This window comes from Corynebacterium sp. (genome assembly GCF_030532195.1).
Taxonomy (GTDB): Bacteria; Actinomycetota; Actinomycetes; order Mycobacteriales; family Mycobacteriaceae; genus Corynebacterium.
On sequence record NZ_JAUNLP010000005.1, the window covers coordinates 166,002 to 180,412 of the forward strand.

Annotated in this window: 13 protein-coding genes and 1 tRNA gene; 10 read left to right on the forward strand and 4 right to left on the reverse strand. The window is 59.3% G+C overall.

Annotated features, from left to right (window positions below):
- The first annotated feature begins 38 nt into the window (after window positions 1–38).
- The 6 genes from Q4E11_RS07130 to Q4E11_RS07155 all read left to right on the forward strand — a co-directional run bounded on the left by Q4E11_RS07130 (window position 39) and on the right by Q4E11_RS07155 (window position 6,272).
- Complete coding sequence (locus Q4E11_RS07130; protein ID WP_303164785.1) at window positions 39–635, forward strand: hypothetical protein; 597 nt, start codon at window positions 39–41, stop codon at window positions 633–635.
- Between the two features lie 68 nt (window positions 636–703).
- Complete coding sequence (locus tag Q4E11_RS07135; protein ID WP_303164786.1) at window positions 704–1,705, forward strand: hypothetical protein; 1,002 nt, start codon at window positions 704–706, stop codon at window positions 1,703–1,705.
- Between the two features lie 65 nt (window positions 1,706–1,770).
- Window positions 1,771–2,277, forward strand: a complete 507-nt coding sequence (locus Q4E11_RS07140; RefSeq protein ID WP_303164787.1) for a GtrA family protein — start codon at window positions 1,771–1,773, stop codon at window positions 2,275–2,277.
- An 18-nt stretch (window positions 2,278–2,295) separates the two neighbouring features.
- Window positions 2,296–4,218: a glycosyltransferase gene (locus tag Q4E11_RS07145; RefSeq protein ID WP_303164789.1), complete on the forward strand. Its 1,923-nt coding sequence runs from the start codon at window positions 2,296–2,298 to the stop codon at window positions 4,216–4,218.
- The gene (locus Q4E11_RS07150) at window positions 4,208–4,888 is read left to right on the forward strand and encodes a hypothetical protein (RefSeq protein ID WP_303164791.1); all 681 of its coding nucleotides are present in this window, start codon (window positions 4,208–4,210) and stop codon (window positions 4,886–4,888) included. The genes Q4E11_RS07145 and Q4E11_RS07150 overlap by 11 nt, the downstream gene beginning before the upstream one ends.
- 205 nt (window positions 4,889–5,093) lie before the next feature.
- On the forward strand, window positions 5,094–6,272 hold the full coding sequence (locus Q4E11_RS07155) for a hypothetical protein (protein ID WP_303164792.1): 1,179 nt from the start codon (window positions 5,094–5,096) through the stop codon (window positions 6,270–6,272).
- A 334-nt stretch (window positions 6,273–6,606) separates the two neighbouring features.
- On the opposite strand, the gene Q4E11_RS07160 is transcribed toward Q4E11_RS07155, so the two are convergent.
- The 3 genes from Q4E11_RS07160 to Q4E11_RS07170 all read right to left on the reverse strand — a co-directional run bounded on the left by Q4E11_RS07160 (window position 6,607) and on the right by Q4E11_RS07170 (window position 9,523).
- Window positions 6,607–7,710 (reverse strand): glycosyltransferase, encoded by a 1,104-nt coding sequence (locus tag Q4E11_RS07160; RefSeq protein WP_303164829.1) that lies wholly within the window; start codon window positions 7,708–7,710, stop codon window positions 6,607–6,609.
- A 131-nt stretch (window positions 7,711–7,841) separates the two neighbouring features.
- Window positions 7,842–8,624: an ABC transporter ATP-binding protein gene (locus Q4E11_RS07165; protein WP_303164794.1), complete on the reverse strand. Its 783-nt coding sequence runs from the start codon at window positions 8,622–8,624 to the stop codon at window positions 7,842–7,844.
- 47 nt (window positions 8,625–8,671) lie between these two features.
- Window positions 8,672–9,523 carry an ABC transporter permease gene (locus tag Q4E11_RS07170; protein ID WP_303164830.1) on the reverse strand — a complete coding sequence of 284 codons (852 nt, stop codon included), beginning with the start codon at window positions 9,521–9,523 and terminating at the stop codon, window positions 8,672–8,674.
- A gap of 491 nt (window positions 9,524–10,014) precedes the next feature.
- Between Q4E11_RS07170 and Q4E11_RS07175 the strand changes: the two genes are divergently transcribed.
- The gene (locus Q4E11_RS07175) at window positions 10,015–11,271 is read left to right on the forward strand and encodes an aminotransferase class V-fold PLP-dependent enzyme (RefSeq protein WP_303164795.1); all 1,257 of its coding nucleotides are present in this window, start codon (window positions 10,015–10,017) and stop codon (window positions 11,269–11,271) included.
- A 12-nt stretch (window positions 11,272–11,283) separates the two neighbouring features.
- Here Q4E11_RS07175 and Q4E11_RS07180 read toward each other — a convergent pair whose 3' ends face one another.
- Window positions 11,284–12,252 carry an NAD(P)H-quinone oxidoreductase gene (locus tag Q4E11_RS07180; protein ID WP_303164796.1) on the reverse strand — a complete coding sequence of 323 codons (969 nt, stop codon included), beginning with the start codon at window positions 12,250–12,252 and terminating at the stop codon, window positions 11,284–11,286.
- Window positions 12,253–12,413: 161 nt separating this feature from the next.
- Between Q4E11_RS07180 and Q4E11_RS07185 the strand changes: the two genes are divergently transcribed.
- The 3 genes from Q4E11_RS07185 (at window position 12,414) to Q4E11_RS07195 (ending at window position 14,401) form a co-directional block, all read left to right on the forward strand.
- Window positions 12,414–12,498, forward strand: a tRNA-Ser gene (locus tag Q4E11_RS07185).
- Between the two features lie 222 nt (window positions 12,499–12,720).
- On the forward strand, window positions 12,721–13,524 hold the full coding sequence (locus Q4E11_RS07190; protein WP_303164797.1) for a hypothetical protein: 804 nt from the start codon (window positions 12,721–12,723) through the stop codon (window positions 13,522–13,524).
- Window positions 13,517–14,401 carry a hypothetical protein gene (locus tag Q4E11_RS07195; RefSeq protein WP_303164798.1) on the forward strand — a complete coding sequence of 295 codons (885 nt, stop codon included), beginning with the start codon at window positions 13,517–13,519 and terminating at the stop codon, window positions 14,399–14,401. Before Q4E11_RS07190 ends, Q4E11_RS07195 begins: the two co-directional genes overlap by 8 nt.
- Window positions 14,402–14,411 lie beyond the last annotated feature (10 nt).

Below are 14,411 nucleotides of genomic sequence, written 5' to 3' on the forward strand. Positions count from 1 at the left end.
CCCGGTTCGAATCCGCCACTCGCGATACCATCAACCTCATGACCCAGCACTTGGATGTCCCGCAGACCCTGGCCGTGTGCAGCGCCACCTCGCCAGTGGTGATTTGGCGCGTGGAACTCTCGCCGTCGTTTTCCGGCGAGCGTCTTTCTGGCGCGTGGTTCGTCGATCCGCTTGGCGACGAAGCCTTGGAGAAAACCACCAACCTCCTTACCGGTGCCTTTGTTGCGACTGTCGCAGACGCCGACGCCGGCGAAGATGCTCAGCCCACAGAAGAAGGCCGCGACCTGCTGCAACGCGCGATCTCGGGCGTCGGCGCGCCCACTGTGGATCTGGCGGCCTCGGTGAAGGCCATCCGCTCGCACATTGCGGAGCTGCGTCAGGCTGCTAAAGATGAAAAGGCCAAGCCGGGCAAGGGCAATTTGACGGAGCCGCGGTTTCCCAAGGTCAGCGACGTGGAGGTTATTGACTTCCCGCATGTCGGCGAGAAGGTCGCGGGTCCGGTGCTGGGACTTGCTCGCGGTGTGGAAACACTGGTGGCACAGTGGGGCGCGGTGGAATCGCAGCGCCTGCGGCGCAAGTATTTGGCGGAGCCGTGGGGCAGTGAGCCGCGTCAGCTACCGCTGGTGACCAAGTAAAAGTCCGCGCATTGTAGCCACTTTTTGCCAATCCGCCCACCTTGTTTTTCCTGCGTACCCTTTAAGGCATGGCAGCAAAGACCGATAATGTCGTCGCCTTTCCGGGCGTGCGCGTGGCCGCTGAGCCGGCCACGCTCATTATCGGTGCCTCATTGGAGGAAGAACCCACCAGCGTCCACCGCGTATTCGGTGTCAATGACCAGCTGGATTTAAGGCAACTGTCGCATCTGCTCGCGGTTATTTTTGGGTGGGGCGAGGAACGTGTGCCGACGAAGTTTCAGCTGCCCGGCTCCGAAGTGGAGGCGGCAGCGCAGTTTGATGCCAATAAACCGAGTGCCATCGATGTCGAGACTTTTGCTGACACCGCCGTTGATGTTCCCCAGTCCACCAAAATTGCTGAGGTCCTCCAGGACCCCGGCGACATTCTCATTTGGCAGTGGGGCCTGTGGAAACACGTTCTGCAAGTCCGCGAGGCCTTTGCTCGTGACGAGGCCACACCGGATGCCCTGTGCATTGGCGGCTCCGGCACGATTCATGCCCTCGGGGACACGGAGGCTCCGGAAAGCGTGGACATTGCCGCTATCAATCGGGAGCTAACCGGCCGGGACTCGATTCAAAACACACTGTCGACTACCAGAGCAGATGTGGTGGACATTATTGAGCGCTCCGGGGTGTTTGAATTCGTGCCACTGCTACAGGCTCTGGACCTGCAGAAGTCGGAACCAACCACGCTTGCTTTGACCGACCGGGAAGCACAGGGCGTCGTCAAGCGATTGCGCGCACTGCCTATGGAGGGCGCCGAGGAAGACCCCGCCGGGCACGATGCGGCGTTGGTGGAGCTTTTGTGTTTGGCGGCGTTGACCTCGGATGAGTTGCGCCATGATGTCGCCGAGCACGTGATGGAGCGGCTCGGGTGGCAGGCCGATGACGGCACGCCGTTGACCGGTGAGGATATTGAGGAGCTGGCATCGGCTAGCTGGGCGGAAATGTGTGCGCTGGGGCTGGCCGGTGACGACGCGCTCTCGCCGGTGGAACGCCTGGATCTGCTGCGGGAGGCGCTGCGCCGGTAGTTGGTAGCCGGTAGTCGGTGCGGGGCTTATGTTGTTGCCTTGCCTGTGTCCTAGAATTTCAAGGCGTGTCAGCGAATGAATCAGCAAAAGAGAACGTCAACAGTGAAAATGGCTTCATCGTAGAGGAGTCCGCGGCGGTGCCGATGGCCTCCGAGCCGAAAGACGACCATGCACTGATGGTGCAGGTGGTGCGCTTTGTCATCTCCGGTGTTATTGCGGCCGTGGTGGACTTTGGCTCCACGCTGATTTTGAACTACGGCTTTGGGCTGCCGCGCAATAGCGTCTCCAAGCCAATTGGTTGGGTGCTGGGCACGATCACCGCCTACATGATCAACCGTCGCTGGACTTTCAAGGCGGAGGCCTCGTGGAAGCGCACGGTAGCGGTGGCGATTCTCTACCTGATTACGTTCGCCATTCAGACGCAGCTGTTTAAGTTCAGTCCACTGCTGTTTGCCGACGTCTGGGGCTGGAACCGATTCTGGACGGATACGGCATCGTTTATCGTCGCCCAAGGCGTTGCGACGGTAATTAACTTCATCATTCAGCGTGTATTCATCTTCCGTGTGAAATAGCGCGATACGCTGGGGGACGTGACTTCGACTGCTTCTTTCAAGGAAACTTCCCAGGCGACTGCCGCATCCGATGCTGACATGCTGACTATTCAGCGCGTACTGTTCGCTCCGCCCGCTGACTGGGTGGAGCCGGAACTGTATTACCGAGTTGAAGGCGCTGGCGCCTACGACGGATCGGTGCAGGCTACACGTAATTCCATTACCCTTGGCCGCCACACCGTGGTGCGCACTGACACGTACTTCGGCCGTTTCCGCGCTTCTTACTGGCAGCGCTGGACCTCGATTAAGCAGATTGAAATTCGCGCCCGCGTGGTGGGCTCTGCTCGCGTGCTGGCCTACACCGAGGACATTGGCGGTCACCTCCGCCTGGAGGATTCCTGGGCTGCTGGTGGCTCCGACGCTGACGGCAACTGGACCGGTGAGCATTCGCCGATGTCCGGTTCGGCCAATGAAGAGGTCCGTCTGGTCGTGCCGCTGGACCGCTTCGCCGATGGCGGCGCTATCCACCTGCGCTTCGACACCGAGGATGCCGGCGCCAAGATTTCGGATGTCCGCTACGTCGTGCCACGCACCGCAATCAAGCGCGATGTCCCGACTGACCTGGTCATTTGCTCTTACAACCGTCCGGTTGACTGCGCTCGAACCGTCGCCACGCTGGCTGAGGACCTGCCGGCGCTGGAGCGCGTACGCACCATCCGCGTCGTTGACCAGGGCGAACAGCACCCCGCTGACGAGGCTGACTTCATTAGCGCCAAGGAAATCCTGGGTGAGCGCCTGAACGTCGTCCACCAGCCGAATCTCGGTGGCGCGGGCGGTTTCTCCCGCGGTATGCGCGACGCCACCGCCGCAGGTGAGTGCATGGTTTTGCTTACCGACGACGACATCCGCCCCGAGCCCGAGACCACCCTGCGTCTGTCCGCCCTGGCAGTGTGCGCCGAAAAGCCGATGCTGCTGGGTGCACAGATGCTCTTCCTGTTCAACCCGACCAGCCTCTTCCGCACCGGTGAGACCTACAACTGGAAGGCGCTGACCGTCGAGGAGAACGACCCGAAGTTCGGCCACGCCGATGTCGATGTGCGCAAGTACCATCAGCTGCGCCGCCTGGGTGTGGACTACAACGCCTGGTGGACCTGCCTGGTGCCGTCCGAGGTCATTGAGAAGATCGGTCTGGCGCTGCCGCTGTTCTTCCAGTACGACGACATCGATTACGGCTTCCGCGCCGCCAAGGCCGGCTACCCAACCGACACCATCCCGGGCGCCGCTGTCTGGCACGCCGATTTCTACTGGAAGGACATCGAAAACGCCGCCCAGTACTTCGGCCTGCGCAACGCGCTGATCGCCGCGACGATGCACGGCGATGTCACCGCGAAGGACATGGTCAACGTCGCTTCACGACGAATCCTCTCTAACCTGGTCTCCATGCGCTACGGCCTGGCCTGGACACAGATGGAAGCCGTGCGTGACCTACTGCGTGGGCCAGAGGTGCTGGAAAATGCTTCACAAGGTGATTTCGCCCGCATTTCCGCCGGTCGAAAGAACTTCCCGGAGACCAAGCTGCTGCCGATGCATGAAATGCCCGGTGGCCTGACTCCGGTACGTCCGCCGTCACACGAGATTTCCAGCGAAAACAAGACCATGGCCAAGCGCCTGGCGTACACGCAGATGGGTAAGAAGCGCCCAGGCCCAGTGGCTGTGGCCTTTGAGGACTCCTTCTGGTGGCACATCTCCACATTTGACGATGTTTGGGTCACCGATGCCTCTCAGAATGGTGTCCGCCACCTGGTGCGCGACCTGGACAAGGAAAAGTCCATGCGTGCCGAGACCATCAGCCTCATGCGCGAACTGTCGGCCAAGTGGGACGATATTGCCAAGCAGTGGCGTGCAGCCGTGCCTACCTTGACCAGCGAGGAGAACTGGGAGAGGTTCTTCCATGGCGAATAAGACAGGAGACAATACCCGCAAGCAGCTCATCGCCATCCTGGTGCTGCTGGTGCTAATCATCCTTGCGCTGGCCTTGTTCATGTTTGTCAAGGTCTCCGGGGGTCGAGGTGGTGATAGCGCAACGGGTGCGCAGGCGGACTCAAGTGTGAGTTCGAGTGCTGGTGCTGGCGCTGGTGCTGAGTCTGGGACCGGCGCTTCTGGCAGTGCCGCTCCTGGTTCTGCTCCCGGCGAGGGCAATGACCAGGACGACGGCCCGAACCCGACTGCGGGCCAGGAGACTGCTGGGCCGGGTTCTGGTTCGCAGTCTGAGGCTCCGAGTTCTAACTCGCAGGATTCGAGCACAGATAGCGATGGCCAGAAAATTTCAGGCAATGTCCGTGTCTTTCAGACTGACGAGGAAATGGCAGCCTTCCAAGGCGTAGAAAATCCTAACAAGGAATCTAATTACGATGGCGGCCCATACACAATCGTTGTGCTGGATTCGCCTCAGCAAATTACCGCACAGAGCTCAGGCAGTGCAGGTCAGCAGAGTACCAGGCAGGCAACGATGGTCAAGATTCCAAATGGTACTGCCTCCGATGGTGAACACGTGACTTTGGACGCGCCGCCGAGCAGCCTGTGGTGGCCGTCGGATGCCGGCCTTCCAATGGGTCAGCCATCTATGCAGTAGGGCGGTAGATGCCAGAATTGGCGAGCTAAATAGTCGCTTAAACCTCGCGCTGAATTAGTTATCCACAGCCGCCAAATTGTCCACAGATACGTGCAATTTGGCGGTTTTTCTTCTACCAATTTCGGCAATCTGCGCCATAACTAGAGGCACGAATCCTAACTTCTTGCAGCCAAGCTGCAACCAGCCTCAGGGAGTGCCGAAAACTATGCCCACCTGGACTTATGACATCGATGGTCTCATCCAAGCCACTGAGCAGACTTACAGTCGGCACCCGTCGCAGCATGTGGTCATATCTGTTGAAGCGCTCGGGCTAAAAAGCAACTATGTGCCACCGCAATCCCCGGAACCGTCGTCAAGCCCGCTTATTCGGATGTGCAGTGGAACCTATCTGGATTGCGCGAAGTGGAACGCGATGTCGAGCACTGAACGCTTCATTTCAATTGCAAAATCCCATGTCAAGAGGAAATCCAACGTGATTATTACCTCTGAAGCTGCCGCGGCTCTGCATGGACTGCCATTGCTTCTGCGGCACGCCACAATTTCGCTGGCTAACAGTAGTCGACGGCCGCGTGGTCAGCGTCGCATAGGGCCAAAAGCTGTGGAGTATCAGGCAAATGCGCTGGTTCGCCGCGTCGGAACGCACTTGCACGACCATGATCTAGTTGAAATCTGTGGACGCAAAGTTACCGATATCCCTAAGACCGTCATTGATATCTGCAGGTCAGAGCATTCAGAAAATGGGCTTATAGTCGCTGACGCCGCCCTGCGCCAGTGGTGCACGACCGCCGAACTGGAAGAAACGCTCCGCGCATATCCGAGGGCCCGCGGCAATCGCCGAGTTCGTAAGATACTCGCAATTGCAGGTGAGCGATCAGAGTCCGTGGGCGAATCGTTGACGAAGGGGTGCATCGTCAACGCGGGTATTGCATCGCTTGACGACGAAAACAGCAGTCTCCTCCAGCAAGTCGACTTCTATGACAGCGATGGCTTCATCGGTCGAGTAGATTTTTATCTTCCCGAGCTGAACCTCATCATCGAGTTCGATGGTGCTACAAAGTATTCCTGCGACGCCGCTTGCGTAACTGAAAAAGTACTTGTTGCAGAGCGTCACCGAGAGAAAAGGCTTCAAAACCTAGGCCTCGAAGTGGTTCGGTTGCAGTGGAGCGATGTTTTAGGCGGTAGCTGCATTGGTTATTTGCAGCGCTATGCAGATGCGCAAAGAAGTCGAATCTCCGCAGGTGGATTGGTATTTTCTCCTGATCTAGGGCATTGGCGTCTGCCCGATTTGCCATTCAAGCTACGGAAAACACGGGAGCAACGTGTACTTGAACGCCAGAGACGTCGAGAGAAAATTATTCGTAGTAGGGAATCCCCAGAGCAGTAGGTCGTGGCCCCTTGTGGGCCGAGTATTGGTCGAGTGTTTGGGCGCGTGTTTGGGCGCGGTGGGCGCGGTGGGCAACTTTAAATCAAGAAAGCCGCGACCACCTATGGCTCAAAAATGACCTATGGCCCGAAAGTTAACATATGGCTCCGTATACGTGACCAAACGTTACTTTAGAGCCATACGTCAGAATTTAGCCATATGTGCGTTGTGAGTACTTTTGTTGGTGTTAGTGGTGTGATCAGTGGTGTGAATGGTGCGATAGGTGAGCGGCCGGGGTGCGGGGTGTACTGAAAGCAACCAGCCCGGCCAGCGCCAACCAGCCCCCGAAAATCTGCTACTTCGAGCGCGGATCGAAGCGCTCGAAGTTCTCCGCGCGGCCCTGCTTCAGCAGTTTGAGCCAGCGGAAGAAGCCACGGACATCACGACGCTGGACCAGGAAGAACCAGCCGAAACGCAGGAATTCCTGTGGCATAAGCTTGCGCATGCCGGGCTGGCTCATCAGGTAGCCACGGTTGCGATAGGTAAAGTACCGCTTGAACTCATCGGTCGGATACTGCGTATGCATTTTGCCACCGAGAATGGGCACAAATTCCCCGGCACCGGAGGGGTGCAAGTAGGCCGTCGTCAAGCATGTGCCGAAACGGAGACCCGAACGGACCAGTCGGCGGTGGAATTCGACCTCATCGCCGCGGATGAACAGGCGATAGTCGGGGACGCCAAGTTGCTCCAGGGAGCTGGCGCTGAACAGTGCGCCATTGAACAGGGAGGCGATGCCTGGCAGGAGGTCGTGGTTGGAGTCGATGGTCTGCAGGCCCTCGGGCAGTTCCATGCCGGTCGCGGCCTTTTGATCACCGAAGTTGGTGAACCAGGACACGCCATTGGAATCGTGGACGAGTGGGAGTTGCGGGTTGATGCCGCCTTCGAAAAGCTCCTCCCGCTGGCGGCGCCAGACCAGGCCTCGACGCAGCGGGAATGCCAGCTTGGTCGGTGCCTTGATATCGCAGACCACCGGAGAAACCGCAGCTAGCTGGTGGCGGTCTGCACAACCGTGCAGAGTTGCCAGGACGCGGGAGTCCTCCGGGCGGCCATCATCATCAGCGCACCAGATCCAGTCCGCGCCGAGCGAAAGAGCAGTGAGCATACCCAGAGCAAAACCGCCGGCACCGCCCAGATTGGTCTTGGAACCGAAGTAGTGAACCTCCGGCGCGGACCCGGTCGCGGACTTCTGCTCCGCGGCCACCGACTCAGCGAGTTCCTTGACCTTCGGGTCATCGCCATTGTCAACGATGATCAGCCACTGCGGCATGTGCGTCTGGCCAACCACGATTGGCAGTGATTGCTGCAGGTCCTCGACCCGATTGTGTGTCACCACAATTGCGGCAGTTGCCTTGCCTGAGTGTGCGGGGACAGCCGATTTTTCGCTCACTTCGTTCTCCATCGAGGATTGCTGGTCACTGTTCATTCGATTTACCGTTGTCTATTTTGCCATGCGCGCAAATGCGCTCGCCCCAGTACTGTAAGCACCGGCTCGGCATCACGCACGCACCGGCGCATACCGGGCAAGCACCGCTAGCTGCGCTGCGCCAGCACCTTGCGCACCTGGTCGGCGGCCTCTTTACCCTCGTAGGCCTCGACCACTTCGTCGACAAGACCTGCCTGGCGCACCGTACCATGGTCAATCCACAGTGCAGTGTCGCACAGCTGCGCCAGGAACTCATTGGAGTGCGACGCAAACACGAGCAGGCCAGAGCGTTCGACCAATTCGGTGAGCTTGGTGCGGGCCTTCGCCATAAACGCGGCGTCCACGGCCCCGATGCCTTCGTCGAGAAGCAGAATCTCGGGCTCAATGGACGTGACCACGCCGAGCGCCAGACGCACGCGCATACCGGTGGAGTAGGTGCGCAGTGGCATGTGTAGGTAGTCGCCGAGCTCGGTGAACTCGGCGATTTCGTCGAGTTTTGCCTTCATCTGCTTGCGCGTCTGTCCCAAAAACAGGCCGCGGATGATGATGTTCTCCAGCCCGGAGATCTCCGGATCCATGCCGACGCCCAGGTCGAACACCGGAGCCACGCGCCCGCGTACGTCGGCGGCGCCACGCGTGGGCTCATAAATTCCCGACAGCAGGCGCAGTAGCGTGGATTTACCCGCGCCGTTGTGCCCGACTAGGCCCACGCGATCGCCCTCGCGCAGGTGAATATTGATGTCCTTCAGCGCCTCAATGACCACGACATTCGAGTCATTCCGGCCAATCGCCCCGCCGGCAGCGCCGAGAAACGCCTTCTTCATCGACCGCGACTTGGCGTCGAAAATGGGGAAGTCAACGCAGGCGTTGTAAGTGTCAATGCTGACCATGGTTATCCCTTGCTAGTTCTTTTCGCTTTACGACGTCCCGTTGCGGCTTACACCCAGTAGCTGACACGGGAGCGCCAACGCTTCATGGCCGCGAGTGCCAGCAGCAGGCCCACCGCGGTGCAGGCGATGACCACCCACCAGTGGTAGGCCTCCACCGGCTGGCCGGTCAGTGGGGCGCGGATGATTTCGAGGTAGTGGTACAGCGGGTTGATCTCCGCGATGCGAGCGCGCTCGGCGACCGCTCCGCCCTGCTCTTCCAAAGTCTTGGTGGTCCACACAATCGGAGTCATGTAAAACACCAGCTGAATGAGCGAATCCAGCAGTGGGGCCACATCGCGGTAGCGCGTGGCGATAATGCCGAAGAACATGGTCACCCACACACCGTTGACCACCAGCAGTGCCAGTGCCGGGATGGAAAGGAAGAAGTTCCAGCCCAGGTGCGGTCTAAAGACCAGGACGAGAATCAGCCAGATGACCATGTTGTGCGCAAAGAAGAGCAGTTGGCGCCACACCAGCCGGTAGACGTGGACACTCAGCGCACTGGGCAGCTGTTTAATCAGCCCCTCGTTTTCAATGAAGACGGTTGCGCCCTCACGGACACAGCCGGAGATGAAACCCCAGATAATCAGGCCGACGGTCACGTGCGGCAGGAAGTAAGACAGCTCCTGCTGGAACAGCAGTGAGTACAGCAGGCCAAGTGCCAGGGCCATCGCACCGGTGGCGATGGTGATCCACAGTGGGCCGAGCGTGGAGCGGCGGTAGCGCTGCTTGATGTCCTGCCAGCCCAGCTGCAGCCATAGCTCGCGCTGGCCGAAACCTGTGACCAGGTCCTGCCAGGCGGCACGGAACGTGCGGGAGCGCGACTTCATAGCCGGCGCTTCACCTGATGCGTCAATCATGCGTGCGATGTCGCGGCGGAGTACCTCTTCATCACGGACAGTGCTGAGCGCAGATGAAGCCGGCACGGCGGCATCGGTTTCGGCTGCGCGATCGTCTGCGAGTTGACGGTCATTTTCTTGGTTAGTCACGTCTCCAAACTACTAGGTAGGGCGGATTGATTGAATTCTGTCGGCCGCGGGGCGTGGCTTTCTTATAAGCGAAGGTGTCGAATCGGGGTTGGGAGCTTGCCGAAAATTTGCCTAAAATCGCCGGTTGAATCGCCTTGTCTGGTCTAGAGCAGCCCAGTGTGAGCCGTTCGGCAGCACTTTATGCAATCCTCAGGAATTTGTAAGGTTTAGTAAATGGAGTTTAAGGATTCTTCTATGACCGGTTGCTCGGATAGACTGGGCTGCAACTAAGATGAGCAACCGACATCATCATTTTTGAAGAGTCGACATAGTTATCGCAGCTTGACAGCGTAACCGGGGAAAGGGTTTTTATGGCCTTCGATGTGCCAACTACCAGAGGCGCATACACGTCGCTTTCCGACGGATGGACATACCTCAACGCGGGCAAACGAGCCCAGGTGCCCGAGCGTGTGCTTTCTGCGATGAATTCGGCATTCCGCGCTGCACCAAAGTCCTTGCCGGGCGAAGCTGGCGTAGGTGCCCACGGGCAGTCCCGCAGCTCCGGTGTGCCGGCAGCCGTGGAGATGACCACGTCGGCACGCCGTGCTTTTGCGGATCTCACTGGCGGCCCCGTCGCCGGTGTGGTGCTGGGTGCATCCCGCGAGGTGCTCATGCAGCAGTTCACGGCAGCGATGAGCCGTCGCCTGTCGCTGGGCGCCAACCTGGTTATTTCCCGCATCGGCTCGCAGGTGGTGCATGCGCCACTGCGCCGCGCCGCTGATCTCTATGGTGCGCGTGTGCGCATTGCAGAGGCCGACCTCGCCACAGGTGCACTGCCCGCCTGGCAGTTCGACAACCTGGTGGATGCGGAAACTCGACTGGTAGTCGTTCCCGCCGCCGACCCCTTCGTGGGCACAATCGCACCGGTTAAGGAAATCGTCCGTCGCGTGCATGCGAACTCCTCCGCATGGGTGCTGGTGGACGCATCGGATGTTGCTGCGTACCGCGATGTGTCCATGACCAAGCTGGGCGCGGACATCATGCTGGTGGACGCCTCTGTGTGGGGTGGGCCAGAGGTATCCGCCCTGGTTTTCAAGGATCCGGCTATGTTCGCGCGGATGACGTCGTTAAGCTACGCGCCAAATGCGCGCGGCGCGGACCGAATCGAGGTCTCGCCAGTCTCGCCCGCCCTGCTCGGCGGTGTGTCGGAGTCGGTGCAGCACCTAGCGTCGCTGGACAGGGTGGCGCGTGGTTCGCGCAGGCATCGCATTGAAACGGCGATGCCGCAGGCCTTCCGCTACTTGACGACGTTGTCAGAGCGCCTCATCTCGGCACTGATGACCTTGCCGCGGGTGTACATCATTGGCATGGATGCCGAAGATGACTCGTACGCGAGCGTGTCCCGCACGCAGCACATTCCGCGGGTCAGTTTCCTGGTCGACGGTGTGCCTGCGGCAACTGTCGTGGGACGTCTGCTGGACAACGGTCTGGTGACCAGTGTGGTCGATGCGTTTGAATCTCCGCTGCTGGAGGCCATGGGCATCGATGAGGCAGGCGGTGCCGTGGGGGTTGGGCTGCAGCCGTTTAATACCCCGCACGACATCGATCAGCTCGTGCGTGCGGTGGCATCTCTCGGCTAAGACCGCATGTGACTAAACGGTCAGGATAATCTTGCCGGTGACAGCGCCGCTGTCGAGCAGGTCGTGTGCCTTGGCGGCATCACGGATATCCATGACCTCATGAATTTGAGGGATGACGGTGCCGTCGGCAAGCATTGGCCAGACGGTGTCCTCCGTGGCGTTGACGATGCGCGCCTTGTCCTCGACATCGCGGTAGCGCAAGCCCGTTGCGGTGATGGAGCCGCGCTTATTCAGCAGACGGCCGATGTTGAGCTCGCCCTTAACGCCGCCCTGCATGCCGATGATGATTAGGTGACCATCCTTGGCCAGTGCCTTGACGTTGCGGTCGAGGTACTTTGCACCCATGATGTCGAGGATGACATCAGCGCCGCCCTCTGCCGCGATGACCTCTTCGAAGACGTCTTCCTTGTAATTAATCAGGATGTCAGCGCCGAGCTCCTTGCACTTGGCCAGCTTTTCCGCGGAACCGGCGGTGACAGCGACACGAGCGCCCAGCTGCTTAGCCATTTGGATAGCGAAGGTGCCGATGCCGCCTGCGCCGCCGTGCACCAGCAGCAGGTCACCTTCCTTCAGGCCGGCAACCATGACGACATTGGAGAACACCGTGCAGGCGACCTCCACAATGGAAGCGGCCTCAGTAAAGGAGTAGCCCTCCGGCAGCGGCAGAATCTGGCCTGCCGGCACCGCGACCTTCTCGGCATAAGCACCGCCTGAAAGCAGGCAGCACACCTCATCGCCCACCTTCCAGCCGGCCGAGTCACCCTTGACCTGCTCAATCACACCGGCACACTCCAGGCCGAGAATGTCAGTGACACCCTTCGGCGGTGGGTAGTGGCCAGCTGCTTGCAGCAGGTCAGCACGGTTAACACCAGCGGCCTTGACCTTGACCAAGACCTGCCCGTCCTCGAGTACGGGATCTGGGGCATCGGCCCATTCCAGGGCGCGGGGATTGGAAAGATCAGTCTGAATGATTGCCTTCATAACCCACAACGGTAGCGAAAAATTCGGCTTTGCATGCGGTATTTGCCCACAGTGGGTAGTGATAAATTCAGCCATGTTGACCGGCGCTTTCGTCGCAGGCGCAGGGTAATTGCAAGGCAATTTGTCGCCTAACGACGGCATGCGGTTATGATGTTGACGTTGGAAGTATGGCAGAGCGGCCGAATGCACCGGTCTTGAAAACCGGCGAGGGTCACACCTCCGGGGGTTCAAATCCCCCTGCTTCCGCAAGAGGATACCCTCGGTAGTTGTTCTACCGGGGGTTTTCCTGTTTTTGAGGGGCAAAATTTTCTGGACTTTGGTCGTGGCGGTTTAACTGTTGCAGTTCAGTTCAGGACGAGTATTGCTAATAAAAGCAGTACAGTCCTGGCATCAAAACCGGTAAACTCAGAACCGCTGTATGTAAGCAGTGGCATACTTGCGAGCGGTATTGAAGGAAACGATCTGACAATGGCAACGAATCGGAGTGACCACTCGGACAATCCGTTTGAGGAGTGGGACAACAATAATTCGTCTGAGGAGCAGGCCAACACTCCGGCCGAGTCTGCCGATGAGTGGGGTCTTCCTCAGTCCGGGGCTGGAGATCAATCCTCTACGGATACGCCTCCGGCTGCGTGGAGTGCGGTGAATGATTCTTCCTACAACGCGCAGTACACCGAGCAGCCGCAACAAGGGCAATATTCACAGCAACCGCAACAGCCACAAGAACCGTACCGCCCGGAGCCCTATGTTCCGAGCCCAGAAATCGGTCCGGCACCCAGCCCAAACAATGACAATCGTGGTTTGACCATTGCCGTTATTGTTCTGGCTATTATCGCGGTCGCGCTGCTCGTCGGCGCCATGGCATTTTTCTACTTCTCCAATTCCAAGGGCTCGACGACGGCCAGCAACAACGCTTCGTCGCAGGTGAAGTCCGCAAGTAGTGAAAACTCTCCCGAGTCCTCGACGACGCAAAAGCGTCGCGCTGAGAACTTCCAGCCACCGTCTAGCTGGCGTCACTGTTCCGGTTCGGGCGATCCCGGCGACCTGAACTTGGTCTATGCCGAGGATGTTGGCGGCAACATCACCAGTTGTCCGTTTGCCACTAACGTTCGCAACGCATTCGTTGAGCACTACCGGATGACCAACAAGCTCGACGGCACCATTACTGCCAACAGTCCCACCACGGGCAAGACCTACACCATGACCTGCCGCGATGATGGGGAAGTGGTCACCTGTACCGGCGGCACGAATGCGACGGTGCACATTGTCTAAGCGTCTGTCACGTATCGCTCTAACCACCGCCATGGCCGCAACGCTGGGGCTCAGCGCCTGCACCATCGGAGGAGGCGACGAGGCTGCCACTCCATCGCCAACGCTTGACGACGGCTCCAGCGGCAACTCCTCCCGCGAGGCAACAGCTCCCGGTGAATTGCCCCGCAAGGTCATCGCGGCTGTTGAAGACGTACAGGAGGAATACGGCGGTATTGCCGGTGTGGCCGTGGCTACGCCCGGCAAAGATTCGAATGTGGCGGACACCGGAGAGTTCACCACTGGGCCGGCTTGGTCTACCTCCAAGGTGCCAGTTTCTATCGCCGCGGTGCGTCAATATGGCATGACACCGCAGGTAGAGGCGGCAATTACCATCTCGGATAACGATGCTGCAGAGGCCACCTGGTACTCCCTTGGCGACGATGCCACTGCCGGTGCCACCACTGATGAAATTCTCCGCGAAGGCGGGGATGAGTCCACTGTCATGGGCACTGATCGCGTCCGGGAGCAGTACACCGTTTTCGGTCAAACTCAGTGGGACCTTGATGACCAGGCAGTTTTCGGTGCCAATATGCAGTGCATTGAGGCAGGCCCAGAGGTGGCGGAGCTCATGGGGCAGATTGCTGATGAACAAGCCTATGGCCTCGGCCACATCCCGAATGCCCACTTCAAGGGCGGCTGGGGGCCGGACGACGAAGGTATCTACCTGGTCCGTCAATTCGGCTTTATCCCAGGTGAGAAGCCAGGCACTTTCATTGGTATCGCCATTGCCGCACAGCCTGATGACGGCAGCTATGAAACCGGTCAGGAGATGCTGAACGACATCGCCAAGGCCATCGCAGACAGCGACATCACCGCAGGGCGCGCCGGTTCCTGTTAGTGCGCTGGCG